This window comes from Asaia spathodeae NBRC 105894, assembly GCF_025994195.1.
Taxonomy (GTDB): domain Bacteria; phylum Pseudomonadota; class Alphaproteobacteria; order Acetobacterales; family Acetobacteraceae; genus Asaia; species Asaia siamensis.
This window is the reverse complement of record NZ_BAPY01000003.1, coordinates 92,744-118,894: the sequence shown is the minus strand read 5'-3', so window position 1 is coordinate 118,894 and position 26,151 is coordinate 92,744. Positions and strand designations below refer to the sequence as shown.

Below are 26,151 nucleotides of genomic sequence, written 5' to 3'. Positions count from 1 at the left end.
GCTAATGCGATTAATGATATGTTCAATCGATTTGATGTTCACCATACGCAACGCTGCTTACCTGTTGCTATCGGGTTAGATCCCAGATGCGGTATTGCTAGCGGCTCCAATATCCAAGATCCGAAGACGGAGCCTACCAGACAGGCGGGACAAGCGGGCAGAGCTATCATACAAGGGCATCATGCGCGCTGGACACTGAAGTCCATGAAAGCGAAGCGATAGGAGCAGGCGCGCATCTAGCTATTCTTTGGTTACAAATTACACATTTTCATTAATCCGAAATTTCGGCATATCAAAAGAGCAAAGGCACCAAAGTCCGTTATCCGGTCCTGTGTCGCGTATGTCTTCGCGGAGCAGAAGTTACAGACAAGAAGGTTTGAACGAACCACGGGCGCTGCGAAGGTCACCATGCTGATCGAAACAGCCGAGATTATTTATAATCTATGTAGCTTTCAACCCTTGGAGCAGATTCACGATGTTGCCTGATAACCTGGGAATGACGCCTCTGAGTCGTTTATACAGCCAAGAAAAATCTTCAGTCAGAACCTTCAATGTCGGCCGATTGCTTGAGAAATCAGGCAGAAAGAACTGCAATGCAAGGGGCTACGATCACTGTACGTCGGATCTAAACGCCTCGACATCAAGGGGTTTTTCGCACAATCGAATTGCTCAACAGCGCTCTTGCCATGTTCTTTACCGGCAGCCATAAAAAGAATAGACTGATACGGATTATCTCTGCAGTATTAGATGGATGTTTATAAGGTGGAAGAAGACTTATTTTATAAAATAGCAAATCTAACAAAAGAATTGAACTCTTATAATTCTTCTATAATTGAGGAGAAGTTTTCCAGACTAATAGAGTTAAAAATTTTACCTTATATCCGGGAAATGGAAAGCAGATTTTTTACCGAAATTTCGGATCTGCGTTCGATTGGGAATCTTGCTACGCGCCGTGCGCCCCATACTGAACGCCAAATAAAATGTGTGTTTCTCGTTCACGCTATAGAAAGTTTCGATGCCATTTTTGGCGTATGGGATGCGATGAGGAACGATAATCGTTTTGACCCATTAGTTGTTTCTATCAATCGTAAGTTCCCGGGTGATACCGAGTATCGGGGTGAAGATGAAACAAGTGCTGCTCTCGATCTCAGAGGTATCGAACATATACGCCTTGGTATGGAGCCCTCATTCATAGGCCTTAACATTCTGCGTGCACTTGCTCCTGATGTGATCTTCCGTCAGTCACAATGGGAGCCCGACGTGCCGGAAGCGTTCCGGACACAGAATATCAATTTTGCACGTTTATGTTCTGTTCCTTATGGTATGTCGACCGTCGGTCATTTCGAATTGAGCGATGCTTTTGATGGCGGGGTTAGTGAATACTCATTCGATCAGCTTTGGCATCGCATGGCATGGAGGGTGTTCTGCGAAACGGAAAAGACACGTGACTATTTTGTCCATTTTCGTCATTCCGACCCCTCTAAATTCATTGTTAGCGGTTACCCCAAGCTCGCTCGTTTGCTTGCAGCTCGTAATGAACCGGAAGTTTGGCCAATCAATGTCGACGGTAATCGACGGTTTCGTGTGATATGGGCGCCTCATTATTCTGTAGGAACAAGCTGGCTTGGGTTCGGTACATTTGATTCGATTCATAATGATTTCCTCGCCTATGCCCAGGAACGCAATGACATAGATTTCGTTCTCAAACCGCATCCTGCACTTTTTACTTTTGCCGTAAATGGTGGTGCAATGGATCGGGAAGCGCTGGATACGTTTCTTGAATCGTGGAAGGCACTGGAAAACTGTTCTATAGAGCTTGGAACATACGCTCATCTTTTTGCTGCTTCCGATATGATGGTGACGGATGGTCTATCATTTCTCACGGAATATCCTATATTCGAAAAGCCTCTTGTTTTTATTGATAGCGGAAAACATGTATCCATGAATGCACTTGGCGAAGCTTCACTTGCAGCAGCCCATCATGTGCAGGATTTTTCCGGGATACGTCACGCCATCGAGTATTATGCTACAGGTGGAACGTGGTTGCTCGAGAGTGAGAGAAAAAATCTCATCGAAATTCTTTTCCCACGTGAGCAGCCTGCGGTCGAAATTATTCTTGATGAAATTCATAATGGAATCATCACCAACTACCGGGAAATAATATGAGCCGAGTAAAAAAAGAACGAATTGAATTGGATCGTCAGCAAGTATCTGACTTTTTTGAACGGCGTGCACAAACGTTTGATCCAAAGCAGCCGCTCACAGCGGTTCTTTATCAGGACGCGCATCCAGAAGTAGCCAGCAGGCGTGATGCGCTTGAAAAAAGGCAAATAGAACCGCTTTTGCGCCTTACTGGAAGCGAGCGCGTGCTCGATATAGGGTGCGGTATTGGCAGATGGGCTCAAACTATTAAAGATAAAATCGATATCTATCATGGTATCGATGCGAGTATGTCGCTTGTCAATATCGCCCGTGAGAGATGCATTCAATCAAATATTTTCTTCCATCCCATAGGCGTGGAAGCAATTACAGATGATTGGCTCACTGCCAATGGGCTGTTTAATCGGGTTATTATATCCGGCATTCTTTTGTATCTGGATGATATACAAGTAAAAACTGTGCTTTCTGTCCTCGCTAGGCACCTTGCTGTCGGTGGCCTTGTGTATTTGCGCGAACCAATGGGAGTTGAAGAACGCTTAACACTTAATAGTCACTGGTCAGAAGAGTTATCAGCACATTATAGCGCAATCTATCGCTCTCGTGCAGAAATCAGAGAAATGCTTACAGAATCTTTCCCAGAAGAAAGGTTTCTAATTAGCCCTCTAAAGAATTTGTTTTCTGATGAGGATCTAAATAACAGATTAGATACATGCCAGTATTTCTGTTTCGTCGAGAGGCATTCATGACGTATGCCTCTAAAAATACATGCTTCTGCTTTGACCTTGATGGAACAGTAACCAGAGACGAATTGCTACCAATTATTGCGGGAGAACTAAATCTTAAGCAGGAGATGCAGTTACTCACTCGCCTTACCATGGATGGGTTAATCCCCTTTGAGGAAAGTTTTCGTCTCCGTTTTGCTATTCTTCAATCGGCTAGCATGACACATATACGTCAAGTCGTTTCCGAGATCCGTATTGATCCCGATATAGAGGCTTTTATTAAATCCAATCGCGAACGCTGCTTCATCATCACTGGAAATCTGGATATATGGATTGCCCCTCTTATCGAGCGGCTGGGTTGTGGTTTCTATACGTCGACGAGCCAGATTAACAGGAATGGCAAACTCGACCTTATCGAAATAATGCGCAAAAATATCCCCACGCTCAAATTAAAGGAACGATTTGATCGAGTGGTGGCTGTTGGTGATGGTTATAATGATATTCCAATGTTCGATGTGGCAGATATTGGTATCGCCTTTAATGGTGTTCACCCCAGTCCTGGAGAACTGATATCAATTTCTGACTATGTCGCTTTGAATGGGAGAGGCCTTTGCCGATTGTTAAACACGCTGTAATAGCAGCTGCTGGTCTAGGGTCCCGTCTTGGTCACGGAAAGCCCAAGTGTCTTGAGAAATTCGATAATGTTACCATAATCGAGCATTTGCTATCGCTACTTGCTGATGTGCCAGATGTACGAGTAGTAGTCGGATTTATGGAAGCGGAGGTTATCCAAGAAGTAGCACGCTTGCGTCCCGATGCAATTATTGTTCGTAACTCGTCTTTTCGTACAACAACGACACTTCATAGTTATACGATAGGATCGAAAGGAATACACGGCGACTGTTTGTTTATGGATGCTGACTTACTTATTGTACCTGAAACTTTTCATGCTTTTATTTCTGGCTGTCAGCCCTCGGTAGCTCGACTTGCGCTGACAAAGGCTAAAACCAACGATGCCGTTTTTGTTGATCTTGAAGGAAATAAGGTCGTCGGTTTTCGACGTGACGACCCGACAGAGTGGGAGTGGTCAAATGTATCCTGGCTTCCTGTTTCTATTTTCAATGATATTGGAAACACCGCAGTTTATGAGCATTTGATAAATTTCCTACCAATCTCGTCTGCTGTCTTGGACAGTTGGGAAATCGATACGCTCGATGATTTTGATAGAGCAAATAAAATGAGGCATTTATTTATGCTAGGTAAAAGAAATAAAGAGGGGTTTCGTAGAGCCTCTGATTGAAATTTTTAGAACCTGTTTGGGAAGTCGGCCAAGTATAAATCAAGCTATGGATATGGACATCAGAGCAGAGGGTTGAATGGCTAGGACCGACTGCAAGATGAAGCGCTATCCGTCTGACATATTGACCGGTTCAGAGCCGGCTTTGAGTAACCCTATCTCTTGTCAGAGGATGGCGCTGTTCGCGGACGCAACCATCGCATGATCTGCCAAAGGAGACGGCGCGCTCTCAGCGAGAGCCACGTGGATGGTACGAAAAGCTCCGAGCGCAGGCGCACGAAGCGTTGATGTTTTCGAATGAAGGGCCTCATCATGGCATCGAACGTGGTCAAAGCCTTGTTCAGATCGCCTGGATAGGTGGAGAGTGCCTCTGCGAGGTTCAGGCCCCCCATCATGCCTGCCGAAGCGCCCATGCCTGAATAAAGGGTAAGACACCAGGCGGAATCACCAAGAAGAACGACGCGCCCCTCAGACCAGCGTGGCATCTTCACCATCTGGACGTTGTCGAACAGAAAGTCGTTTGAAGTCGCCAGATCATCGAGGGCAGAGGTGACGATGCCATCGACATCAAGACCGGCAAAGCGCCCGCGCAGTAATTGGAGGGGGTCTCACCCGCAATCTTCCCCAAGCTTTTCTGGCGGTAGGAGAACAGCGCCGTGGAAGGTTTGCCCTCCAGGGGAAAGATTGTGAGGGTGCGGCTCGTATCAGCGATCATGATGCCGTCGCCTGCCGCGCAAGACGGTACCGGACGGGAAAGGGGAAAGGCACAGAGTGTAGTGCCAAGCCCGTGGCAGAAGGAATCGTCTGGCCCAAAGACCATACGACGCACAGTCGAGCGAACACCATCTGCGCCGATCACCAGATCGAAATACTCTTCCGTCTCCTCGGATTCATTCTGGCATAGCCTGACCTTGACCCGATCAGGCATGTTTTCGATTGCGTTGAGGGTTGTGCCGAAGCGGATCTCCATCCTGCCCGTGACGGCCTGCCATAGCGCGTCTTCGATATCACCACGCATGACAGCGACCGGGGCGTCGGTTTCGCGCGTCAGATCAGCGATGCGTTGGCGACTGCCGTCCTTGCGGATATCCTAGAAGCGCAGGTTTTTCGGTGTGCGCTTTTCCATCGCGTCGAAAATGCCGAGAGCTTTTGCTGCTTCCTTGCCTTCATCACGCAGGCCGATGAAATACCCACCCTTTCGGCGCTCGGGGGCGCGCACGATCAGCATGGGTGCCCAACCTTTCGCCTCGAGTGCTATGGCGGCGGACATACCGCTGATGCCCAGACCGACGATAAGGACATTTTTTCCCATATGGCTCTCGCTGAAAGACAGGATTGATGCTTATCTGAACATTGCATAGATCAATCTCAGGTTCAATCTAAACAATGTTCAAAATGTAGGAGAAATGTCGTGTCGCGTGGCAACTACCATCATGGTGATCTGAAAGCGGCGCTTGTCGCAGCAGCAGAAACGATCATCCGTGACGAAGGGGTCGAAGGTTTCACTCTGCGCAAGGCGGCGAGCCATGCGGGCGTCTCACCTGGAGCGCCGTCACATCATTTCGGGGATATGAGAGGCTTGCTGACAGCGCTGGCTATTCGTGTGTTTGGGCAGCTTGGTGCAGCATTATCTGCGTATCAGCCGACAGACCGGGCCGCCTGCAACCTGAGAAACCAGGCCGAGGGTTATGTGCGTTTTGCCGCAGCCAATCCGGGACTGTTCCGGCTGATCTGTCGTGTTGATCTCATCAACGGCAAGGACCCTGCCTTGCTCGAAGCGTCTTTTGTGGCACTTGAAGGGTTCGGTAAGGCCATAGCTGTCTATTTCGATGGGGAGGCACCGGATCGCGAACGGCGTACCCTGCGGCCGCACCTTGCCGGCGCGATGGCGACGGCGCATGGGTTGGCCCATATGGTAATCGAGGGACGACCGGCTCTCCTGTTCGAGACCCCGGACCCCGTGCAGACCTTTCTAGAGGAGAGCCTGCCTGTAATTCTCATGACTACCTGGCCAGATCGCCAGAGCAATCAAGAGAACAGTTGTGGATAGGCTGCCTGACGAACTCAGAAGCTCTCCCAGACAACAGGAAACAGGTCTGCGCGGGAATGACGGCGTGTTGTCTGGTCATGATCCGATGATCGTTGACCAGACAGGGGGCTGACTCAGGCGCCGAGTTCGGCCTTGAGCTGGGGCAGCACCTCGAAGAGATCGCCGACGAGACCATAATCGGCCACGCTGAAGATCGGGGCTTCGGGGTCCATGTTGATGGCCACGATCACGCGACTGTCCTTCATGCCCGCCAGATGCTGGATCGCACCTGACAGACCGACGGCGATATAGAGGTCGGGTGCCACGATCTTGCCGGTCTGACCGACCTGCATCTCGTTAGGGGCGAAGCCGGCATCGACAGCCGCGCGTGAGGCCCCGATAGCCGCACCCAGCTTGTCGGCTACGGGTTCGAGCAGCTTGAAATTGGCGGCATCTTTCAGGCCGCGACCGCCAGAAATCACCACGCGGGCCGATTCCAGTTCGGGACGATCGGAATGGGTGAGCGCGATGCCGACATATTCCGCATCCGGCACTTCGACCGCGGCTGAAACGGTCTCGATCGGCGCAGGTGATTCACCCAGCTTTGCCGCTTCGAAGCTGGCATTGCGTATGGTCAGCACCTTGAGGGCGTCGCGCGAGCGGACAGTCGCCAATGCGCTTCCGGCATAGATCGGGCGCACGAAGGTATCGGCGTCGATGATCTCGACAACTTCGGTGATGGGCTGCACGTCCAGCAGCCCGGCTGCGCGTGGCAGGATGTTCTTGCCATAGGCAGTGGCCGCGGAGACGATATGATCGTAATCTCCAGCACGATCGGCAATCAGGGCAGCAACGCATTCGGCCAGCTGCGGCGTCGAATCGGCATGAAGGACGCGAATGATGCCGTCGATCCGGGCGGCTTCCTGGGCGCCTTCAGGACCCACCAGCAGGACATCGACATCACCGAAGGCGCGGGCAGCGGCAACGGCTGAAAGGCTGGCCTTCTTGATGGAGGCGCCTTCGGCTTCGATCAGAACCAGAGTTGTCATGTTCAGATCACCTTTGCTTCGTCACGCAGCTTGCCGACCAGCTCGGCAACGCTCGACACCTTGATACCGGCCTTGCGCACGGGCGGCTCGACAACCCTGACGGTCTCGAGACGCGGCGTGATATCCACACCCAGCGTATCGGCAGCGATGGTCTCAAGCGGCTTTTTCTTGGCCTTCATGATGTTGGGCATGGTGGCATAGCGCGGCTCGTTGAGACGCAGGTCGGTCGTGACCACGGCAGGCAGTGCCAGACGCACGGTTTCGAGGCCGCCATCGGCTTCGCGGACGACGGTAATGCAGCCTTCTTCCACGGTGACGGCGTTGGCAAACGTACCCTGCGGCCAGTTGAGACGCGCAGCCAGGATCTGGCCCGTGGCATTCATGTCGTCATCGATCGCCTGCTTGCCCATGATGACCAGACCTGGATTTTCGCGATCCACGATGGTCTTGAGCAGCTTGGCGACGGCCAGCGGTTCAAGCTCGGCATCGGTCTGCACCAGAATGGCGCGATCGGCCCCCATGGCCATGGCCGTGCGCAGAACCGGCTGGGCCTCGGCGACACCGATGGTCACCACCACGATTTCCGAGGCAGCGCCTTTTTCGCGAAGCCGGACGGCTTCTTCCACAGCTATTTCATCGAAGGGATTCATCGACATCTTCACGCCCTGCGTGTCGACACCGCTGTTATCGGCCTTGACGCGGGGCTTGATGTTGTAATCCACCACCCGCTTGACCGGGACCACTATCTTCATCTGTTTCTCGCCGATCCTGGAATTTGTCGTCAGGGTTCATACCCTATTGCGAGTCAAAATCACATACCGACCGGATAATTCGGACCGCCTGCACCTTCGGGGACGCACCAGTCGATATTCTGGGTCGGGTCCTTGATGTCGCAGGTCTTGCAGTGCACGCAGTTCTGCGCGTTGATCTGAAGACGCATGGTGCTGTTTTCTTCCAGCGCCTCATAGACACCGGCAGGGCAGTAACGGCTCTCGGGCGAGCGGAAAATCTTCCAGTTGATGGGCAGCCATTTCGACGGGTCGCGGAGCTTCAGATGAACCGGCTGGTCTTCTTCGTGATTGGTGCCCGACAGGAAGACCGATGAGGTGAGATCGAAGGTCAGTGTGCCATCGGGCTTGGGATAATCGATGGGCTTGCACTGATCGGCCGGTTTGAGGGTCTCGTGATCCGTATGGCGGAAATGCAGCGTCCAGGGCGCACGACCGCGGAAAACCAGGCTGTCGATCCCGGCATAGAGCGCACCGAGACGATTGCCCCAGCGTGCGAAAGCCGGACGGATATTGCGGGCCTCGAAAAGCTCCTTGAACAGCCAGGAACTCTTGAAGCGGCGCGTATAGCTTGTCGCCTCACAAGGGCCCTCGCTCGCCAGCGCCTCGGCCACGGCTTCTGCGGCGAGCATGCCGGACTTCATGGCGGTATGGGTGCCCTTGATCTTGGGCATGTTCAGGAAACCTGCGGAATCACCTGCCAGCACACCGCCGGGGAAAGAAAGGCGCGGCAGAGACTGGAAGCCACCTTCCGACAGGGCGCGGGCGCCGTAGATCAGACGGCGACCGCCTTCAAGATGTCTGGCGAATTCGGGATGGGTCTTGACGCGCTGCATCTCCTGAAACGGAGAAAGCCAGGTATTGCTGTAATCGAGCCCGGTCACGAAGCCATAGGAGACGAGATTTTCGCCAAAATGGTAAAGCCAGGCCCCGCCATAGGTACCATCGTCCATCGGCCAGCCGAAGCTGTGCTGCACGAAGCCGGGTCTGTGCTTTTCGGCCGGGATTTCCCAGACTTCCTTGATGCCGAGCCCGTAGGTCTGCGGGTCTACGCCCTGACGCAGATTGAACTGCTTCATCACGCGCTGGCTGATCGAGCCCCGCACGCCTTCGGTCAGGATGGTCTGTCTGGCGCGCAGGATCATGCCCGGTGCGAAATTCGGCCCCTGCTCGCCCTCGCGGGTGATGCCCATATCGCCGGTGATGACACCGCACAGACGGCCATCCTCGATATAGGGTTCGGCTGCGGCGAAGCCGGGATAGATCTCGATGCCCATTTCCTCGGCCTGGGCAGCAAGCCACCGGCAGACCTCGCCCAGCGACACGACATAATTGCCGTGATTGGCCATGGCGGGCATGAGCTTGTCGATGAAGGGAATGGCAAAGCCGCGCTTTTCGGTGAGGAAGAGCACTTTTTCTTCCGTTACCGGGGTTTTGAGCGGTGCGCCGCGTTCCTGCCAGTCGGGGAAGAGCTCAGCCAGCGCGCGGGGCTCGATGACGGCGCCCGAGACGATATGCGCCCCGATTTCGCTGCCCTTTTCGACAAGGCAGATCGTGGCCTCAGGCATGAGCTGACGCAACCGGATCGCGGCGGAAAGCCCGGCAGGGCCGCCGCCGACGATCACCACGTCGAATTCCATTTCTTCGCGTTCGATTTGCGTGCTCATACGGTGTTCCGGTTCAACTCGGTGTCAGGCACCGCGTCGCGTGAACGTCCAGTAGAACGGCACGCGGCCTTCGCGGTAGGCCTTGGCTTCATAGCGTGTGGGCGACCAGCCTTCGGGGCGTTCGCCTCTGGCGGGCGGGGGCGCATCGAAGAGATCCTGCGCGCCCATGATCTCGAACACCCAGTCCTGATAGACGGGATGATCGCTGGCAACGCGCCAGATGGCGCCGGGCTTCAGCAGACGGGCCAGTTCGCGAATATTCTCCGGATGGATGAAACGTCGCTTGGCGTGGCGTGCCTTGGGCCACGGATCGGGGAACATCAGATAGGCCCGGTCGAGACAGCCATCGGGCAGGGATTTCAGAAGCTGGCGCGCATCGTCGGGCCAGATACGGAAATGATCCGGCGGCGTGATGGTCTCTTCTTCCCCCTCCGGCACGATGCGGGACATGAGAGAGCAGAGGCCATTTTCGAAAACCTCGGAGGCGATATAGCCGACATCCGGGTTGCGTTGCGCCTGATCGAGCGCATGCTCGCCCCCGCCGAACCCGATTTCGAGCCAGACAGCATCCACCGGCGCACCGGTAAAGGCGGCTTTCGGGTCGGTTGCCTGCTCGGGGTTCAGACGGAGCCGGGGCAGAGCCTCATCGAGGAGGCGCTGCTGGCGGGCGCGTAGCGGGTGCCCGCGCTGGCGGCCGTAAAGCCGCTCAGGCTGGGACTTGAGAGACGTGTCAGACAGTTGGGGACCTCAGCGGTTGAGGGCACCGCGCAGCGAGCTGACCAGATCGGCCTGCTCCCACGTGAAGTTGTCCAGCACCGGATCGGGCACGCGACCGAAATGTCCGTAGGCCGAAGTCGGCACATAGATCGGACGGTTCAGGCGCAGATGCTTGCGGATGCCGCGGGGCGACAGATCGACCAGCTCGTTGAGCAGCTTGCCCAGACGCGCTTCGTCGATGTCCTTGCCCGTCCCGTCGAGATCGACATAGACCGAAAGCGGCTTGGACACGCCAATGGCGTAGCTGAGCTGGATGGTGCAGCGATCGGCCAGACCGGCAGCGACCACGTTCTTGGCCAGGTAGCGTGCGGCATAGGCTGCCGAGCGGTCGACCTTGGTGGGGTCCTTGCCCGAGAAGGCACCGCCGCCATGAGGGGCTGCACCGCCATAGGTGTCGACGATGATCTTGCGACCCGTCAGGCCCGCATCGCCATCGGGACCACCGATCACGAAGTTACCCGTCGGATTGACGTAGAATTCCTCTTCCGGGCACATCCAGCCTTCCGGCAGGACTTCACGGACCACTTCGCGCAGCATTTCGCGAATGGTGTTCTGGCGCATGCCTTCGATGTGCTGTGTCGAGATCACGACCGAGGTCGCACCGACGGGCTTGCCATCGACATAGCGCAGCGTGACCTGGCTCTTGGCATCCGGCAGCAGGCCGACGCCCAGGGCATGGCCGCTCTTGCGGTAGTCGCGAACCTTTTCGAGGATCGACTGCGCATAATAGAGCGGAGCCGGCATGAGGTGCTCGGTCTCGCGGGTGGCGAAGCCGAACATGATGCCCTGATCGCCCGCACCTTCATCCTTTTCGCCGGCGCTATCGACACCGACAGCGATGTCGGCGGACTGCGCATGCAGAAGAGAGGTAATTTCGGCGTTCTTCCAGGAGAAGCCTTCCTGATCGTAGCCGATATCCTTGATGGCCTGACGTGCACGCTCGATCAGCAGATCGCTGGTCACCGAGGCCGGGCCGCGGACTTCACCGGCCAGAACAACGCGGTTTGTGGTGCAGAGGGTTTCGCACGCAACGCGGGCTTCCGGGTCGGCTTCCAGATAAGCGTCCAGAACGGTATCGCTGATCCGGTCGGAGACCTTGTCCGGGTGACCTTCAGAAACGGATTCCGATGTGAAGAGAAATTCGCCGTAGTTACGCACTCAGGGACCTCGCAGGGAATGAGTGAAAGAAAGGAGTGCGGACGCGCAACAACCTGCGCCCGTACCGCAAGAGAGGGCTGTCCTTAGAGGCATAAAGCCGCAGGGGTCAAGAGATTGTTATGTTTCAGCCGGAAAAGGGATGCGCTTCAGGCCTCGAATATTTCCGTCATGTCATAGAGCCCTGCAGGTTTACCAACCAGCCACCGCGCCGCCTTGACTGCGCCCTGGGCAAAAACACGCCTGTCGAAGGCCCGGTGCGACAGGGTAATCTGCTCTGTGCCCGATGTGAGGATCAGACTGTGCTCGCCGACAATCTGCCCGGCGCGCAGAGAGGCAAAACCGATCGCCCCGTCGCTGCGCAGCCCCGAACGGTCTGTCTCGATGACATCGGCCAGAGCCACCTTGCGGCCTTCTGCAAACTGTTCACCAATGGCGAGGGCCGTGCCCGAGGGCGCATCGCGCTTCTGACGATGATGTGTCTCGAGAATTTCCGCGTCATATTCATCGGCGGGGAGTTTGGCGCCGAGCTGACGGGCCAGATCGAGCAGCATGGTCAGACCTGGAGCAAAATTCGCTGCCCGCAGAACCGGAATCTGCGTTGAGGCGCGGATGATGGCCTCTTCCTGCTCGGCGTTGAACCCTGTCGTGCCGATCACCCAGGCGCAGCGCGCCTGAGCAAAGGCTTCGGCATTGGCGCAGGTTGCCTCGGGGCTGCTCACGTCAATCACCACATCGCTGCACCCTGCCAGACGGGCAGGGTCGGTCACGATATGGCGCAATGCGTCGGGTTTGCGGGCCAGCCCGCCGGAAAGATGGAGTTGTGCCGCCACCACTTCTTCGGCGCAAAGTGCGCCAAGGCGCCCCGTAATGCCTGCAATCCCGATACGCATCGTGTTTACTTCCCTTCGAAGAAATCCCGGACCTTGGCGAAGAACCCCGTATGTTCGGGATTGGCCTTTTCCTGATCCTGGGTTTCGCCGGCTTCGGCCTCGAACTCCTCAAGCAGTTCCTTCTGGCGCGGGCTGAGCTGGTGCGGTGTTTCGACAGCAACCTGGATATACATGTCACCGCGCGCGCTGGAGCGCAGCACCGAGAAGCCCTTGCCACGCAGACGGAAATTCTCGCCGGTCTGTGTCCCTGCGGGAATTTTCACCTTGGCGCGGCTGCCATCGATGACCGGCACCTCGATCTCGGTGCCGAGTGCGGCCTGTGTCATGCGCAGGGGCACGCGGCAGTAGATATTGGCCCCGTCACGCTGGAAGATGTCGCTGCCTCCCACCGAGACATGCACATAGAGATCGCCGGGCTGCACATTGCTACCTCCGGCCTCACCCTCACCCGTGAGACGGATGCGTGTGCCGTCTTCCACACCGGCCGGAATGGCGATGTCGAGCGTGCGTGTTTTCTCGGTCGTGCCAGCGCCACGGCAGCTCTTGCACGGATTGCGCACGACCTTGCCCGAACCATGGCAGGTCGGGCAGGGTCGCTCGACCAGAAAAAAGCCCTGCTGCGCCCGCACGGCGCCTGCACCGTGACAGGTGGGGCAGGTGGTGTCACCGGCATTGCTGTCTGCCGAGCCCGAGCCGTGGCAGCTTTCGCAGGTGACGCGTGTGCGGATCTCGACCGGCTTCTTGACGCCCGCATAGGCTTCACTCAGCGTGATCTCGACCTGCACCTGAATGTCGTTGCCCGTGCGACGGCGACCGCCACCACGACGCCCCCCCATCATGTCGCCGAACATCTCGAAGATGTCGTCGAGGCCACCGCCACCGAAACCGCCAAAGCCGCCACCGCCGCCCATGCCGCCATTCTCGAATGCAGCGTGGCCGAAGCGATCATAGGCAGCGCGCTTCTGCTCATCCTTCAGGACGTCATAGGCCTCGTTGATTTCCTTGAACTTGTGTTCGGCTGTCTCGTCACCCGGGTTACGATCGGGGTGATAGCGCATGGCCTGCTTGCGATAGGCCTTTTTCAGCTCATCGGCAGTCGCTGTGCGCGTGACTTCAAGAACGGCGTAAAAATCGATTTTGGTGGCCATGGGAGTCCTCGTCAGGAGATCCAGGGGTCAAGGGGCGCCAGATCAGGCCTTGTCACCGCAATGACAAAGGCGGGGGTGATCAGAACGTCGAAACGCCCGCCCCTCCCAAGGGAAGGACGGGCGCTGAAAGCGGGAAGCTTCCCGAGAAGGGGGCAGAGCCCCCCTCTGCGTGGAACTCAGTGCTTCTTGCTGTCGTCCACGTCTTCGAAGTCGGCGTCGACAACGTTTTCGTCCTTGGCAGCATGGGCTTCGCCACCGGCGGCACCCTCTTCTGCCTGAGACTGGGCATAGACAGCCTGGCCGATCTTCATCGCAGCCTGAGTCAGACGCTCGGTAGCCGATTTCAGGGCTTCGAGATCCGTACCGTTCATGGCTTCGCGGGTAGCAGCCACTGCGGCTTCAGCCTCTGCCTTGTCAGCAGCCGGAACCTTGTCACCAGCTTCGGTCAGCGACTTTTCGGTCTGATGGATCAGGGCCTCGGCGCTGTTGCGCTGCTCGACCATCTCGCGCTTGGCCTTGTCTGCCGTGGCATTGGCCTCGGCTTCCTTCACCATGCGGTCGATATCGGCATCGTTCAGACCACCAGAAGCCTGGATCTTGATCTGCTGTTCCTTGTTGGTCGCCTTGTCCTTGGCCGACACATTGACGATGCCGTTGGCGTCGATGTCGAAGGTGACCTCGATCTGCGGCACGCCACGCGGAGCCGGTGCAATCCCGGTGAGGTCGAAATTGCCGAGCAGCTTGTTGTCTGCCGCCATTTCGCGCTCGCCCTGATAGACCTTGATGGTCACGGCGTTCTGGTTGTCTTCTGCCGTCGAGAAGGTCTGGCTCTTCTTGGTCGGGATCGTCGTGTTGCGATCAATCAGACGGGTGAAGACACCGCCCAGCGTCTCGATACCCAGCGAAAGCGGGGTCACGTCGAGCAGCAGCACATCCTTGACGTCGCCCTTGAGCACAGCACCCTGAACGGCGGCACCGATGGCGACCACTTCGTCAGGGTTGACGTTGCGGGCCGGTTCCTTGCCGAAGAACTGCTTAACCGTCTCGATGACCTTCGGCATACGCGTCATGCCACCAACGAGAATGACTTCGTCGATCTCGGCCGGGGTAACCGATGCATCCTTGAGGGCTGCACGGCACGGGCCAAGCGTACGCTGGACCAGATCATCAACCAGGCTTTCCAGCTTGGCGCGGCTCAGCTTGACCACGAGATGCTTCGGACCCGAGGCATCGGCCGTGATGAAGGGCAGGTTGATCTCGGTTTCCTTGGAGGAGGAAAGCTCGATCTTGGCCTTCTCAGCGGCTTCCTTCAGGCGCTGCAGGGCAAGCTTGTCGCCGCGCAGGTCGATGCCCTGGTCGCGCTTGAACTCGTCTGCCAGGTAACCGATGATGCGGTTATCGAAGTCTTCACCACCGAGGAACGTGTCACCGTTGGTGGACTTCACCTCGATGACGCCGTCGGAGATTTCGAGGATGGACACGTCGAACGTACCACCGCCGAGATCGTAGACGGCAACGGTGCCGGAATCGCGCTTGCCAAGGCCATAGGCCAGAGCGGCAGCGGTCGGCTCGTTGATGATACGCAGCACTTCGAGACCGGCGATACGACCGGCATCGCGCGTGGCCTGACGCTGGGCATCATTGAAGTAGGCAGGAACCGTGATGACGGCCTGGGAAACGGTCTCACCGAGATAGGCTTCAGCGGTTTCCTTCATCTTGCCCAGCACGAAAGCCGAGATCTGCGAAGGGGCGTAGTTTTCGCCGCGTGCGCGCACCCAGGCGTCGCCGTTGTCACCACGTACGATCTCGTACGGGACCATTTCTTTGTCCTTGGTGACGGTCGGATCGTCATAGCGACGGCCAATCAGGCGCTTGACGGCATACAGCGTATCGGAAGGGTTGGTGACGGCCTGGCGCTTCGCGGCCTGGCCGACCAGACGCTCACCATTTGCGGTGAATGCGACCATCGACGGCGTCGTGCGTGCGCCTTCGCTGTTTTCGATGACCTTGGTCTCATCGCCTTCGCGGATCGCGACGCAAGAGTTCGTGGTGCCAAGGTCAATACCAATGACTTTGCTCATATTTCAGTCCTTTCAGCGGCGCTGTCCGGCCCAATCAGGCACCGGGCAACGCCCTTGTTTTCGTCTCCCTGCCTCGGCAGGGGCGGGTTACTCATAAAATCTAGGAGGCCTTGTTGAGGGTTTCAAGCCTCATTCTGCCGCTTTGTTTCCACCCTTGGCGACAACGACCATGGCGGGCTTCAGCAGACGGCCGTGCAGCGTCCATGTGGGCGTCCATGCCTGCATCACCGTGCCGTCCGGATGCTCGTCGCTCGGCTGCTCGGCCATCGCCTGATGCAGATTGGCGTCGAACACCTCGCCGACCGGGTGCTGGCAGGTGATGCCATTGCGCTCGAGAATGCCGACGAAGGAGCGCTCGGTGCTCTCGAAGCCCTCGCGCAGCTTGCTGATCAGCCCGTCTTCGTTCTCGCCCTTGGCGGGAAGCGAGGCGAGGCCGCGCTGCAGGTTCTCGGCAGCTTCAACGACATCCTTGGCAAATTTCTGCACGGCATACTGGCGGGCATCTTCCACCTCGCGCTTGGCGCGCGTGCGGTAGTTCTGCATCTCGGCCTCGGAGCGCATCCATTTGTCGCGGAATTCCTCGACCTGCGCCTCAAGCTCGGCAATGCGGGCTTCCGGGGTCTTGGCCTCGGTCTGTGCTTCTGCTGTCTCGGGGGTCGGGGTTTCGTTCTGCTCTTCGTGCAGCGCGTTTTCAGTGGTCATCGTGGTCGCAACCTCGAAAATTCTGGCCCGGCAGGACCGGGCGTCATAGGGTCGGCTTCTGGCGTGCTCCCCCGCTTCGGGGCGAGTATGGCCGCAAGAAGCCACGAAAGACACCGGTCGACCATCCCGGGATGTCCGACCGTTTTCAGCTGCCCCGTCTTGGGCGCAGCCGCGTGGTAAGATATAGGTGGCTGCCACAAGCCATATGCCAACCCCCCTGTTATTGGCAACAGGCAGAAATTGAAGGCGGATGCATCGCGCATGGAGACGACAAAGCACACCATCGCCCTGGTGGATGACGATCGCAATATTCTCACTTCGGTCCAGATGGCGCTCGAAGCGGAGGGGTTTGTCGTGCACACCTATACCGATGGCGAGGCCGCTCTGCAGGGGATTCAGGCGCGGCCGGTCAGCCTGGCGGTGCTCGATATCAAGATGCCGCGCATGGATGGCATGGAGCTGCTCCAGCGTCTGCGCGCGCGCTCGGCCCTGCCGGTCATTTTTCTCTCGTCCAAGGACGAGGAACTCGACCAGCTCATGGGGCTGCGCCTCGGCGCTGACGACTACATCACCAAGCCTTTCTCACAGCGCCTGCTGCTGGAGCGCATTCGCGCCCTGTTGCGCCGTCAGGATGCCAGCCGTGCCGAGGGCAGTGGCGTCTCGACCGGTGGCGCCGCCATCGTGCGTGGCAGTCTGACGCTGGATGAGACGCGCCATCAATGCCTTTGGGCAGGTCAGGATATCATGTTGACTGTCACCGAGTTTCTGCTGGTCAAGGCGCTTGCCCTGCGCCCCGGCATGGTGAAATCGCGCGATCAGCTGATCGATGCCGCCTATGGCGAGAACATCTATGTCGATGACCGCACGATCGACAGCCATATCAAGCGCGTGCGCAAAAAATTCAGGCAGATCGACGATAACTTCAATCAGATCGAGACGCTCTACGGCATAGGTTATCGTTACAAGGAAGACTGACCGGCCATGCCCCAGCGTGAGTCCATTGGCAGACGGTCGCGCCGGGGTGCGCCCGGCCTGCTGGCGCGAGTGATCCGTCGTCTGCGCAGGCGGTCCTTTCGCTATGGCGACACGCTGGCACTGGAGGCCGGACGCGACGGGACGCAGACGGAGCGGCGCTTTCATCTGCCGCGTTTTGCCTCGCCGCTCATGCGGCGTATCTTCCTGCTCAATACGCTGCCTCTGGCCATTCTTGCGGTCACGCTGCTTTTCCTGAACGATTTCCAGAACAGTCTGCTCGAAACCGATGTGAATGCGCTGCGTGAGCAGGCGCATATCTATGCCGCCGCCATGGGGCAGATTGCCGTGGTGCGCGACCCGGCGCGCCATCCTTTTCCGGGTGCAGAGTTCATGCTTGACGGGGCGCAGGCCCGCCCGCTCCTGCTGCGCCTGACCGAACCCAGCCCCAATGTGCGCGCCCGTCTGGTCGGGCCTGACGGCACATTGGTGGCAGATAGTCTGAACGAGGCTGCCCTCGTGCGGCGCGATCGCAAGGGACGGTCTGGCGCTGGCGAGCCTGTACCCCCGCCACGCTGGCAGCCGCCGCGCAATAACGGCATCGAAATTGCCTATGAATGGCTGCTGTCCCTTCTGCCGCTATCGTCACGCGAAGGCATCGTGACGTTGGAAAATCAGGACGGCCCGCCGCCTTTGCGTTCTGCTGGTGAATATCGCGGCGCAGAGGCCGCCCCTTATATCAGGCGTACGCCTGAACATGAGCTGGTCATTACTGTGGCCGAGCCGGTCATTCATGACGGTCAGACGGTAGGGGTCATCCAGCTGACACGACAGGCGCAGGAGGTCGATCGGTCGCTTTTCGCCGTGCGCTCCTCCATTCTCTCGCTCTTTCTGGCAGCCATGGCCGTGACAGTGCTTCTGTCCTGGTATCTCTCGATCACCATCGCCCGGCCTTTGCTGCGTCTCGCCGTTGCGTCGCATGACATGCGCGATATGGCCGGACGTGCCGATACGGTGCCTGAATCCCTGCTGGTACGCCGCGATGAGATCGGTGTTCTGGCGCGAGCCTTGCGTGGCAGCGTGCTGGCGCTCTGGGCCCGTATGGACGCCATCGAGCGCTTTGCTGCCGATGTCAGTCACGAAATCAAGAACCCGCTATCGTCCATCCGTTCCGCCATCGAGACTCTGCCGCGTATCGAGAATCGCGAACGTCAGACGCGGCTTCTGGCCATCATCAACAACGATGTGCGCCGTCTGGACAGGCTGATTACCGATATTGCCGATGCCAGCCGTATCGACGCTGAACTCTCACGCGCCCGGTCTGAGCCTGTGGCTGTGGGGATGCTGCTCTCTATCCTGACGGAGATGCATCAGACCACGCGCAAGCCTGAAGATGCCATTATCGTTCTCGACGACTCCCATGACGACGCCGTTCATCCCTTGCGGGTGCTGGCGGTGGAAGATCGTCTGGTGCAGGTGTTGCGCAACCTGATTGGCAATGCGATTTCGTTCTCGCCCCCACGCGGGCGGATTACGCTGTTCATGCGGCCTGTCGACCGGCAGATCCGTATTACGGTCAGTGATGAGGGGCCAGGGATTCCCCCGCTCAAGCTCGAGGATATTTTCGACCGCTTCTATTCCGAACGTCCCCAGACGGAGAATTTCGGTCAGCACTCAGGGCTTGGTCTTGCGATCAGCCGTCAGATCATCGAAGCCCTTCACGGTACGCTTCATGCCGAAAACCGTTATGACGAAGCGGGTCGGATTATCGGTGCCTGCTTCGTCATACTTCTGCCGCGCGCCCTCTAGCGCTTTTGCCCTCACGAACGAGCCAGACGGGTCTGGCTCGCAGCAGCAACGCGACGGGCATAGATGTCACGCATCTGCTGCACGGCGTTTTCGTACGAGGTCTGGGTGCAGGCATCGACATCGGCAGCGCGCTGGTCGCTGGCGCCCACGGTGCGTTCGCAGATATCGGCAGCCTTGGCATGAATGGCATCTGCAACGCGGTTCCAGTCGCGGTCTGATTTGAGATCGACATGCGTGATATCGATCTGTGCGGTGTTGTCGCTCGGCGCGATGCGGTTTTCTGCAAAAGCAGGCTGGGCAGCGATGGCGATGAAGCTGACGGTGGCAACGAAAGACTTGGCGAAACCGAACATGGTGAGATCCTTTTTGAAGCGCCGGACCCATCGTCCGGCGGTATGATCTCCCTCTTGCAAAAGCCATGCCAAACTCGAATTTGCAGTGTTTTTATCCGAAAAGAATTGGGGGCAGCTCTTTTGATGGGTACAAATTGCCGCAAAGAGACTGTTTTTCGTTATAAATGGCAATTCTTGCTATCGGAGAAAGAACCCTCGTTGCAACGACCATGATTTGTGCCCCCATCTTTTTGTCGGGGGCAGAGAGAGCAGTGCGTTTCTCGCGGCGTGCGTCGTTAACCGCACCGTATGAGGCTCTGCCAGCCGTTTTCCGGAAGGCGGATCGAATAAAGGCCGTTTGCTTTAGACCTGTCTTTTTGCAGCTGCGTGGTCAGGCGCCGTTACGCCGCCATGCCACACGGCTCTTTCTGTCGCCCGCAGGAAGTCTATCCGTGGGGCGTTCGCCCATGCAGGCAGGTGCAGAAAGGTGGATTTTCTCTTTATTTGCAGTTCAGGGATAATCCCTGACGCAGGATGTCAGCGGGCGGCGTGCCAGCGTCGTGCCTGAAGCACCACGCTATAGCTGACGATGATGAAAAGCAGGGCGGCGGCGATACCGCCAAGCACTGTCATCGAAACAGGCAGATGAAAGAGATAGGTCGGGTCATCACAGGGCTTGGCCGGGCGCATGGGCATGGAGGCCATGCGGTCGTGAAAGCTCGCGCCCGCATGAAAGACTGGCGCATGGCAGGCAGGCAGCGGGCTCTCCCACCATTTCTGCTCGACACCATTATGGATGCCAGCCAGCATGACCGAGGCGGCGAGTGCAGGCAGGGCGAGTACAGTCGCCCAGAAACCGACCATACCGGGGATGAGAAGGGCGATAACGCCCAGAAAAGAGACGATGCGCCAAGGCGCGCGCTCTATCAGGCAGAGTTCGCACGGGGCATAGCCGAGAATATGCTCGGCCCACCACGCCACGCCGATTGCGGCCATACCGGCGAAAAACATCAATCCACCGGTCAGTCGCGCGATCATCCCTGTCCTTTTGTCTCTCTGAGCATTTCAAGAAAGCTGTCAGCCCAGTTTGCCGCTGTATTCTGGGTGACGTCCTTGTGCAGAGCCTGCCAGCGTCTTTGCCGCTCTTCAAGGCTCATTGTGATCCCGGCATGAATGGCATCGGCAATGCCTTCATGGTCATAGGGATTTACCATGAGGGCTTCTTCCATTTCCGGTGCAGCACCGGCGAGGGAGGAGAGAATGAGCGCCCCCGGGTTATCGGGGCTCTGGGCCGCCACAAACTCTTTGGCCACAAGGTTCATGCCGTCCCGCAGCGGGGTGACAAGGGCGACATCGGCGATGCGATGGAACCCGGCAAGGACCTCGCGCGGCACGGACTGGGTCAGATAACGTATGGGCGACCAGTCGAAATTACCGTGCATGGCGTTGATATGGCCCGCCATCTCGTCCAGTTCACGGCGCAGGGCGCGATAGCTCGCGACCCCTGCGCGAGAGACCGGGGTGATCTGAAGCAGAACCGTCTCGCCCTTGTGCTCAGGATAGCGGTTCAGAAAGGTCTCATAGCCATGGATACGCTCGGGAATACCCTTGGAATAATCGAGGCGATCGACACCCAGAATGAGCTTGCGCCCTCGCAGTGAGGCCTGCAGGCGTTGTACCTCTTCGGCCATCACGTTCTGGATGGCCTGTTCGCCGAATTCGACCGGGTCGATACCGATCGGAAAATGCGCGGCGCGGTTGGGCAGGTTATTGGCTTCGAAGCAGCCATCCATGTTGCGGGCGTCTTCAGCGGTCTGCACACCGATCAGGTCATAAGCCGCCATTTCACGCAGCATTTCCTCGGCACAGGGCAGGACGCGGGTCACGCTCCAGGGCGGAAAGGGAATATGCAGGAAGAAGCCGATCTTCGCCTTGACCCCGCGTCTGCGCAGTTTCGCGCCCAGCGGGAAGAGATGGTAATCATGGATCCAGATCGTGTCGTCATCGCGCAGCAGGGGCACGAGCTGATCGGCAAAGAGCGCGTTGACCTCGCGATAGACCTTATAATCGGTGCGTTTGTAATTGATGATGCCGATACGATAATGACAGAGCGGCCAGAGTAATCCGTTCGAAAAATTCTCGTAGAAATGCTCATACTCGCTGCGCGTCAGATCGATCGTGGCATAGGTGCAGCTCTCATGCGTGTCGAGCTTGGGTGTCTGGTCTTTCGACTGACTGGTATGACGCCCGGACCATCCGAACCACAGGCTTTCAGTGCCGCGCACGGCATCGCGCACACCGACGGCGAGGCCCCCTGCTGGCTGACTGCGTTCACGAGGGGCGGGAACACGGTTGGAAACGACAACGAGGCGACCCATCAGGCATTCTCCCCAAGCTGGGCGAGCCAGGCCCGGAAATCATGAGCGGTCCTGAAATCATCGGGGATGAGATAGCCATATCCCCCCATCGCCTTGGCTGCCCGCACACCGTCCATATCGGTCACATCATCGCCCACAAAGACGGGAATGCGCCCTGCGAAAGGAGCCTGTGCCATCAGGGCCTCGACGGCGTTGCCCTTGTGGATACCGGCGAGCCGGATTTCCCATGCCATTTTGGAGGGGTGGATTTCGAAAATATCCTGCCCCGAAAGCCATGTTTCGATGGCGGTCCTGAAAGGCGTTTCGGCAGCAGGATTGCCGCGATAATGCAGCACCAGACCGGCCTTCTTGCGCTCCAGAGCCGTATCGGGAAACTGGCTGACAAGGGCTTCGGCCTGTTGCTGCCATGCTGTGGGTATCGGGCTGGCGCTGACGGGCTCTTCAGCGCCGTCCGGGCTGCGACGCAGGGTCAATCCATGCTCGCCCGCGACAGCTGTCGGAATGCCAGGCAGGAAATGGTCGATCTGGGCTATGGGTCTGCCGGTTACGATGGCGAGGGCGCCACCGCAAAGATCTCTCAGGCGCAGGAGGGTGTCGATAAGGCCGGGCTCGACCTGAACACTGTCAGGGGTCGGTGCAATATCGACCAGAGTCCCGTCGAAATCGAGCAGAAATGCCGCACGGTCCAGCGAGGGAGCTAAGGGACCGGATGACGAGTAAGCCGAGGGAGAGGGGGTTGTCATGAGACTGATAACTTCCTCATTGATACGCGGTTGCACCGAAATGCAGGATCAACCGCGTTATCACCCTCAAATCTGATCATAATATGGTCAGAGGATTACTTCGGTCATTTATCTCCCGTTACAGGGTCATTGATTATAGGGCTGCGGTGGCGGCAGTGCCTGCCCGTTGCTGCCCGAGGCGCTGCCTCCGGAGAGAGGGGCAAGCTGCATCGGGCCGCCTGCGTCCTGATGCTGGGGTTGGCCGGTCATCTGACGGGGCGCAGAAACCGGGGGACGCGACGGCGCCGTCTGTTCGCCGAAGGGGGTCAGAGCCATCGGACCGCCGGATTGTGTGGCAGGCGGTCTGGCTGGCAGGGAGCCCGGAGGGGCGTTCGGCAGGGTCTGTGACGGCGCGCCGCCGGAGGCTGCCGCATGGGTGGGGTCGTCGAGATCACCCGGCTGGTTCTGTGCGCCTTCGGGTGTCGCATTAGTGAGCACGGGCACCACTGATTGTGGCAGGGGCGCCAGAGCCGGATCGGTTTTCGGGCCTGAGCAGGAAATGACGGTAATGCCGTAAAGCGCGCTCTTGTATCCAGTAAGCGACGGCTCTTCAGCCAGAATCCAGCCCTCATAATGACCGCCCGGATCGGTGTCATCGCTGGTGGTGATCAGGGCTGCGGAATCGCTGGGCAGGGTCTCGGGGCGATCGACGCAGCGCGTGACGCCAAGATGCAGGCTGCGATATTGCGCCTGCCCGCCAACCGGAATGGTCAGGGTCTCGATATGGGAGTCGGTGCGGTTGAGCACGCGGATAACCGCCTCTCCGCGACCCTGCCACAGATCGGCCGGATACATGACGGGGGGAGCAACGGCTTCTGCAGCCAGGGCTGCAGGGATGATCGTACCAGTCGCCATGGCGAGAGGCAGAGCGACAAGCATCGCCGTTCGGGAGAGGGCGCGTTTCATGCGTTGAGCTCCTTGAGGGCTGCGACCATGTCGACCAGATGGCGGCGCATTGCGTCAGGATCGACCCCCATCAGCAGCGCGTCCTCAAACACATCCTGCAATGTCTGGCGCAGCTCGGTCTCGTTTTCTCTCAACACCTTGAGCTTTTCGACGCAGGCGATGGGGGCGCCCTGACGATCGGTCCAGAGGGTGGGGCTGCTCATTGGGCAGCGGCCTTGCGGCTCTTGTCGAGTGAGTCGGTGACCGAGAAAATGAACTTGCTCAGAAGCTGCTCGAGGCTGATCGCGCCCTGTGTCTGCGACACGATCCCGCCCGGCTTGAGGTTCTTCTCGTCGCCGCCGGGTGAGAGGGCGATGTACTTGCCGCCCAGCAGGCTGTCAGAGGTCACGATGGCGGCGCTGTCGGTCGGCAGTTCGATGCCGTCACGCACCGTGAAGCCTACTTCGGCACGATAGCTTTTCGGATCGACCGTCTCGGAGGTCACGTGCCCGACTGTGATGCCGGCCAGTCGCACATCGGAGCCGACAGACAGCCCATCGATCTGGTTGAAGACGGCGCGCAGCTTGTAACCATCATTACCACTCTGACTGCGCCCCAGAACGGCAATCACCAGAAGGGCTGCCAGGACGGCAAGCACAAGAAAGCCGGTCGTCAGTTCGAGAAGATCGCGACGGGGGCGAACGCCAGACAATGAACTCATGGTGATTTGGAACTCACAGGCTTGGGCCGCGCAGGGAATGACGCAGGAAAAACGATCCGTTCCAGTCCTACAGGCTTCGCTTGCCAGCGTCCATCACCCCGCCGGGCTTTGGGTCGGGGAATGTTATCCACCATATCCCCATTATGCGGACCATTATCCCCTGTCCGGCGGCCCGAAAGCCCCTTTTCCAGCCCCGATTCGGGGCCTAGATTCATAGGTATGACAACGCTTCTCCAGTGGAACGGGGTGCGGATGCGCGTCGCGCATGTCGCTGCCGATCCTGACGATCTCGCCCTGCGTGCCGTGACTCTTCCTGCCAGTTGGGAAGACGAGGCGGCGATCGCGCTCCTGCAGCTTTCCGGTTCGACTGGCGCCCTGCGTCTGTCGAGCGAGGCGGCACGCTGGCTCGATCGTCTTAGCAGCCTGCCCGCCTTGCCCGGTGAGACGGAAATGCCTGTGCCTGCTCTGGGTCCTGCTCTGGCGGGTGCCCTGCTCGAGCGCCAGATCGCGCCGCTTGCGGCCCTCTGGCAGGGGCAGGTCGATCGTCGCTCCGGCTTCGTGGTCAATCTGGCCGCATTCGTTCAGGAAGGCGATTTCGACGGTGAGCGTTTTGTCGAGACCCTGCGCCTCGCCTGCGTGGCGCTGCGTCGTCTGCATGCCGTCAACGGGCCGATGCTCAATGGCGAGTTGCCGCTTTTCGACGCGCCTTCGGCCTCTGCGCCGGAGCAGGATGGTCTGGGTGGACCGGCGGGTACGCTGCTTCTGACCAATCTCGATAGCTGCCTTGCCCTGATGGGTCTCGATTACGACAGCGAGACCGGGCGCGATGCGGCCTGCTATCTGAGCTGGCTGGCCACATCTCTGGCGCGTCAGGGGGCTGGCCCTGTGCCGCTGCCGCCCATTTCCTGCCCGATTGCCGGGCTTGAGATCACGGGCCGCCAGATACGTGACGAGATGGAAGACAGCCTGCCGGATCTGCCCAATCGTGCGCTGATCGAAACCGGCTTTTCCCTGCCCGGTCCTGTCGATGCCCTGCTCGGTGTCGAATCCTGCGGTCTGGCACCGATCTTCTCTCCGCTGCGCGCCGATGGTCATCTGCGTGCAAGTGCCCTGTCGCGTCTGGCCCATCGCGGTCTCAGCCTCGAGGCGGCTCTGGCTGCAGCCGTTCTGGGCGAGAACCCGCTTCCGCAGCCGGGGCCGGAGGCGCATCTGTCGATGCATCGTGCCCTGACGGGTTTTGTCGATCGCATGCCGGCACGTCCCGATCCGCGCGCGTCGCTGCCGCTCACGGCGCGTCTGGAGCGTGGTGCCCGCCGTCCTCTGCCTGCCCGTCATGGCGGGTTCACGCAGCGCACCGCCATTGGTGGCCATCGCCTCTATCTGCGTACGGGGGAATATGAAGACGGTTCGCTGGGCGAGATTTCCCTGACGCCGGGGCGTGAAAGCTCGATGGTGCGCGGTCTGCTTGAAAGCGTGGGTCAGGCAGTTACAATCGGCCTGCAGCATGGCGCGCCTCTCTCGGCTTATGTCGAGCAGTTTGCCCATACCCGTTTCGGGCCTGCGGGCACGGTCGAGGGCGATCCGGTGGCGGCCTATGCCTCATCGCTGCTTGATTATGCATTCAGGGCGCTGTCAGATAGTTATCTGGGCAAGCGTCTGCCCGACAGTGCGCCGGAAGATCCTCATGTGATTGAAGAGGATCCGATGTTGCCGCTTGATATCCCCGGTGATCTTCCCCCGCGTGAACGCGGCAGGCTGCGTCTGGTCAGCTGAGGGGAAGCACCCCTCAGCAAGGAGACTGGTC

The 26,151-nt window shown here is 58.4% G+C and carries 26 protein-coding genes; 8 read left to right on the top strand and 18 right to left on the bottom strand.

Features of this window, described 5'->3' with window-relative positions; translation table 11 throughout:
• The first annotated feature begins 747 nt into the window (after positions 1-747).
• Genes AA105894_RS03275 through AA105894_RS03260 form a run of 4 tightly spaced genes read left to right on the top strand, consistent with a single transcriptional unit; the run spans position 748 to position 4,182 of the window.
• Positions 748-2,166 (top strand): hypothetical protein, encoded by a 1,419-nt coding sequence (locus AA105894_RS03275; RefSeq protein ID WP_267310468.1) that lies wholly within the window; start codon positions 748-750, stop codon positions 2,164-2,166.
• Positions 2,163-2,906, top strand: a complete 744-nt coding sequence (locus AA105894_RS03270) for a class I SAM-dependent DNA methyltransferase (RefSeq protein WP_267310467.1) — start codon at positions 2,163-2,165, stop codon at positions 2,904-2,906. Before AA105894_RS03275 ends, AA105894_RS03270 begins: the two co-directional genes overlap by 4 nt.
• Positions 2,903-3,517: an HAD family phosphatase gene (locus tag AA105894_RS03265; RefSeq protein WP_267310466.1), complete on the top strand. Its 615-nt coding sequence runs from the start codon at positions 2,903-2,905 to the stop codon at positions 3,515-3,517. Before AA105894_RS03270 ends, AA105894_RS03265 begins: the two co-directional genes overlap by 4 nt.
• The gene (locus AA105894_RS03260) at positions 3,493-4,182 is read left to right on the top strand and encodes an NTP transferase domain-containing protein (RefSeq protein WP_267310465.1); all 690 of its coding nucleotides are present in this window, start codon (positions 3,493-3,495) and stop codon (positions 4,180-4,182) included. Before AA105894_RS03265 ends, AA105894_RS03260 begins: the two co-directional genes overlap by 25 nt.
• A 484-nt stretch (positions 4,183-4,666) precedes the next feature.
• Here the strand turns inward: AA105894_RS03260 and AA105894_RS03255 are convergent, their stop codons facing one another.
• Together AA105894_RS03255 and AA105894_RS03250 are read right to left on the bottom strand one after the other, a co-directional pair.
• Positions 4,667-5,197 carry an FAD-dependent monooxygenase gene (locus AA105894_RS03255; RefSeq protein ID WP_267310464.1) on the bottom strand — a complete coding sequence of 177 codons (531 nt, stop codon included), beginning with the start codon at positions 5,195-5,197 and terminating at the stop codon, positions 4,667-4,669.
• A 72-nt stretch (positions 5,198-5,269) separates the two neighbouring features.
• Complete coding sequence (locus AA105894_RS03250; protein WP_267310463.1) at positions 5,270-5,491, bottom strand: hypothetical protein; 222 nt, start codon at positions 5,489-5,491, stop codon at positions 5,270-5,272.
• A gap of 99 nt (positions 5,492-5,590) precedes the next feature.
• On the opposite strand from AA105894_RS03250, the gene AA105894_RS03245 reads away from it, so the two are divergent.
• Complete coding sequence (locus tag AA105894_RS03245) at positions 5,591-6,229, top strand: TetR/AcrR family transcriptional regulator (RefSeq protein ID WP_267310462.1); 639 nt, start codon at positions 5,591-5,593, stop codon at positions 6,227-6,229.
• Between the two features lie 113 nt (positions 6,230-6,342).
• On the opposite strand, the gene AA105894_RS03240 is transcribed toward AA105894_RS03245, so the two are convergent.
• The 9 genes from AA105894_RS03240 to AA105894_RS03200 form a co-directional block, all read right to left on the bottom strand.
• Positions 6,343-7,257, bottom strand: a complete 915-nt coding sequence (locus AA105894_RS03240; protein ID WP_267310461.1) for an FAD-binding protein — start codon at positions 7,255-7,257, stop codon at positions 6,343-6,345.
• 2 nt (positions 7,258-7,259) lie between these two features.
• Entirely contained in the window at positions 7,260-8,009 is a 750-nt protein-coding gene (locus AA105894_RS03235) for an electron transfer flavoprotein subunit beta/FixA family protein (RefSeq protein WP_267310460.1), read from the bottom strand.
• Positions 8,010-8,068: 59 nt separating this feature from the next.
• A complete protein-coding gene (locus AA105894_RS03230; protein ID WP_267310459.1) occupies positions 8,069-9,712 on the bottom strand; it encodes an electron transfer flavoprotein-ubiquinone oxidoreductase in 1,644 nt (547 codons plus the stop codon).
• A 24-nt stretch (positions 9,713-9,736) separates the two neighbouring features.
• Positions 9,737-10,450 carry a tRNA (guanine(46)-N(7))-methyltransferase TrmB gene (gene trmB / locus AA105894_RS03225; RefSeq protein WP_267310513.1) on the bottom strand — a complete coding sequence of 238 codons (714 nt, stop codon included), beginning with the start codon at positions 10,448-10,450 and terminating at the stop codon, positions 9,737-9,739.
• A gap of 9 nt (positions 10,451-10,459) precedes the next feature.
• A complete protein-coding gene (metK, locus tag AA105894_RS03220; protein ID WP_267310458.1) occupies positions 10,460-11,647 on the bottom strand; it encodes a methionine adenosyltransferase in 1,188 nt (395 codons plus the stop codon).
• Between the two features lie 146 nt (positions 11,648-11,793).
• Positions 11,794-12,537, bottom strand: a complete 744-nt coding sequence (gene dapB, locus AA105894_RS03215) for a 4-hydroxy-tetrahydrodipicolinate reductase (protein WP_267310457.1) — start codon at positions 12,535-12,537, stop codon at positions 11,794-11,796.
• Positions 12,538-12,542: 5 nt separating this feature from the next.
• Positions 12,543-13,685 (bottom strand): molecular chaperone DnaJ, encoded by a 1,143-nt coding sequence (gene dnaJ, locus AA105894_RS03210; RefSeq protein ID WP_188427162.1) that lies wholly within the window; start codon positions 13,683-13,685, stop codon positions 12,543-12,545.
• Between the two features lie 176 nt (positions 13,686-13,861).
• Complete coding sequence (gene dnaK / locus AA105894_RS03205) at positions 13,862-15,766, bottom strand: molecular chaperone DnaK (protein WP_267310456.1); 1,905 nt, start codon at positions 15,764-15,766, stop codon at positions 13,862-13,864.
• A gap of 129 nt (positions 15,767-15,895) precedes the next feature.
• Entirely contained in the window at positions 15,896-16,468 is a 573-nt protein-coding gene (locus AA105894_RS03200; protein WP_267310455.1) for a nucleotide exchange factor GrpE, read from the bottom strand.
• A 261-nt stretch (positions 16,469-16,729) separates the two neighbouring features.
• Here AA105894_RS03200 and AA105894_RS03195 point away from each other — a divergent pair, with 261 nt between their 5' ends.
• Together AA105894_RS03195 and AA105894_RS03190 are read left to right on the top strand one after the other, a co-directional pair.
• Complete coding sequence (locus AA105894_RS03195; RefSeq protein ID WP_025841044.1) at positions 16,730-17,443, top strand: response regulator transcription factor; 714 nt, start codon at positions 16,730-16,732, stop codon at positions 17,441-17,443.
• Positions 17,444-17,632: 189 nt separating this feature from the next.
• Positions 17,633-19,249 carry a stimulus-sensing domain-containing protein gene (locus AA105894_RS03190; protein WP_408868473.1) on the top strand — a complete coding sequence of 539 codons (1,617 nt, stop codon included), beginning with the start codon at positions 17,633-17,635 and terminating at the stop codon, positions 19,247-19,249.
• Positions 19,250-19,260: 11 nt separating this feature from the next.
• Here AA105894_RS03190 and AA105894_RS03185 read toward each other — a convergent pair whose 3' ends face one another.
• The 7 genes from AA105894_RS03185 to mlaD all read right to left on the bottom strand — a co-directional run bounded on the left by AA105894_RS03185 (position 19,261) and on the right by mlaD (position 24,347).
• Positions 19,261-19,602 (bottom strand): UrcA family protein, encoded by a 342-nt coding sequence (locus AA105894_RS03185; protein WP_267310453.1) that lies wholly within the window; start codon positions 19,600-19,602, stop codon positions 19,261-19,263.
• 516 nt (positions 19,603-20,118) lie between these two features.
• Positions 20,119-20,619: a disulfide bond formation protein B gene (locus AA105894_RS03180; RefSeq protein ID WP_188427167.1), complete on the bottom strand. Its 501-nt coding sequence runs from the start codon at positions 20,617-20,619 to the stop codon at positions 20,119-20,121.
• Positions 20,616-21,959 (bottom strand): alpha,alpha-trehalose-phosphate synthase (UDP-forming), encoded by a 1,344-nt coding sequence (locus AA105894_RS03175; protein WP_267310452.1) that lies wholly within the window; start codon positions 21,957-21,959, stop codon positions 20,616-20,618. The genes AA105894_RS03180 and AA105894_RS03175 overlap by 4 nt, the downstream gene beginning before the upstream one ends.
• Positions 21,959-22,702, bottom strand: coding sequence for a trehalose-phosphatase (otsB, locus tag AA105894_RS03170; RefSeq protein ID WP_267310451.1), 744 nt, complete (start codon positions 22,700-22,702; stop codon positions 21,959-21,961). The genes AA105894_RS03175 and otsB overlap by 1 nt, the downstream gene beginning before the upstream one ends.
• Positions 22,703-22,828: 126 nt before the next feature.
• Complete coding sequence (locus tag AA105894_RS03165) at positions 22,829-23,647, bottom strand: DUF2155 domain-containing protein (RefSeq protein WP_267310450.1); 819 nt, start codon at positions 23,645-23,647, stop codon at positions 22,829-22,831.
• Positions 23,644-23,850: a hypothetical protein gene (locus AA105894_RS03160; RefSeq protein ID WP_188427170.1), complete on the bottom strand. Its 207-nt coding sequence runs from the start codon at positions 23,848-23,850 to the stop codon at positions 23,644-23,646. The genes AA105894_RS03165 and AA105894_RS03160 overlap by 4 nt, the downstream gene beginning before the upstream one ends.
• Entirely contained in the window at positions 23,847-24,347 is a 501-nt protein-coding gene (mlaD, locus tag AA105894_RS03155; protein ID WP_188427171.1) for an outer membrane lipid asymmetry maintenance protein MlaD, read from the bottom strand. The genes AA105894_RS03160 and mlaD overlap by 4 nt, the downstream gene beginning before the upstream one ends.
• 219 nt (positions 24,348-24,566) lie before the next feature.
• On the opposite strand from mlaD, the gene AA105894_RS03150 reads away from it, so the two are divergent.
• On the top strand, positions 24,567-26,120 hold the full coding sequence (locus AA105894_RS03150; protein WP_267310449.1) for a TSCPD domain-containing protein: 1,554 nt from the start codon (positions 24,567-24,569) through the stop codon (positions 26,118-26,120).
• The last annotated feature ends 31 nt before the right edge of the window (positions 26,121-26,151 follow it).

Bases quoted from the DNA above. Each gene is read 5' to 3' on its own strand.
- AA105894_RS03275 (WP_267310468.1), top strand. From the start codon at position 748: ATGGATGTTTATAAGGTGGAAGAAGACTTATTTTATAAAATAGCAAAT.
- AA105894_RS03270 (WP_267310467.1), top strand. From the start codon at position 2,163: ATGAGCCGAGTAAAAAAAGAACGAATTGAATTGGATCGTCAGCAAGTA.
- AA105894_RS03265 (WP_267310466.1), top strand. From the start codon at position 2,903: ATGACGTATGCCTCTAAAAATACATGCTTCTGCTTTGACCTTGATGGA.
- AA105894_RS03255 (WP_267310464.1), bottom strand. From the start codon at position 5,197: ATGCGTGGTGATATCGAAGACGCGCTATGGCAGGCCGTCACGGGCAGG.
- AA105894_RS03250 (WP_267310463.1), bottom strand. From the start codon at position 5,491: ATGGGAAAAAATGTCCTTATCGTCGGTCTGGGCATCAGCGGTATGTCC.
- AA105894_RS03240 (WP_267310461.1), bottom strand. From the start codon at position 7,257: ATGACAACTCTGGTTCTGATCGAAGCCGAAGGCGCCTCCATCAAGAAG.
- AA105894_RS03235 (WP_267310460.1), bottom strand. From the start codon at position 8,009: ATGAAGATAGTGGTCCCGGTCAAGCGGGTGGTGGATTACAACATCAAG.
- AA105894_RS03230 (WP_267310459.1), bottom strand. From the start codon at position 9,712: ATGAGCACGCAAATCGAACGCGAAGAAATGGAATTCGACGTGGTGATC.
- dapB (WP_267310457.1), bottom strand. From the start codon at position 12,537: ATGCGTATCGGGATTGCAGGCATTACGGGGCGCCTTGGCGCACTTTGC.
- dnaJ (WP_188427162.1), bottom strand. From the start codon at position 13,685: ATGGCCACCAAAATCGATTTTTACGCCGTTCTTGAAGTCACGCGCACA.
- dnaK (WP_267310456.1), bottom strand. From the start codon at position 15,766: ATGAGCAAAGTCATTGGTATTGACCTTGGCACCACGAACTCTTGCGTC.
- AA105894_RS03200 (WP_267310455.1), bottom strand. From the start codon at position 16,468: ATGACCACTGAAAACGCGCTGCACGAAGAGCAGAACGAAACCCCGACC.
- AA105894_RS03195 (WP_025841044.1), top strand. From the start codon at position 16,730: ATGGAGACGACAAAGCACACCATCGCCCTGGTGGATGACGATCGCAAT.
- AA105894_RS03190 (WP_408868473.1), top strand. From the start codon at position 17,633: ATGCGGCGTATCTTCCTGCTCAATACGCTGCCTCTGGCCATTCTTGCG.
- AA105894_RS03185 (WP_267310453.1), bottom strand. From the start codon at position 19,602: ATGTTCGGTTTCGCCAAGTCTTTCGTTGCCACCGTCAGCTTCATCGCC.
- AA105894_RS03180 (WP_188427167.1), bottom strand. From the start codon at position 20,619: ATGATCGCGCGACTGACCGGTGGATTGATGTTTTTCGCCGGTATGGCC.
- AA105894_RS03175 (WP_267310452.1), bottom strand. From the start codon at position 21,959: ATGGGTCGCCTCGTTGTCGTTTCCAACCGTGTTCCCGCCCCTCGTGAA.
- otsB (WP_267310451.1), bottom strand. From the start codon at position 22,702: ATGACAACCCCCTCTCCCTCGGCTTACTCGTCATCCGGTCCCTTAGCT.
- AA105894_RS03165 (WP_267310450.1), bottom strand. From the start codon at position 23,647: ATGAAACGCGCCCTCTCCCGAACGGCGATGCTTGTCGCTCTGCCTCTC.
- AA105894_RS03160 (WP_188427170.1), bottom strand. From the start codon at position 23,850: ATGAGCAGCCCCACCCTCTGGACCGATCGTCAGGGCGCCCCCATCGCC.
- mlaD (WP_188427171.1), bottom strand. From the start codon at position 24,347: ATGAGTTCATTGTCTGGCGTTCGCCCCCGTCGCGATCTTCTCGAACTG.
- AA105894_RS03150 (WP_267310449.1), top strand. From the start codon at position 24,567: ATGACAACGCTTCTCCAGTGGAACGGGGTGCGGATGCGCGTCGCGCAT.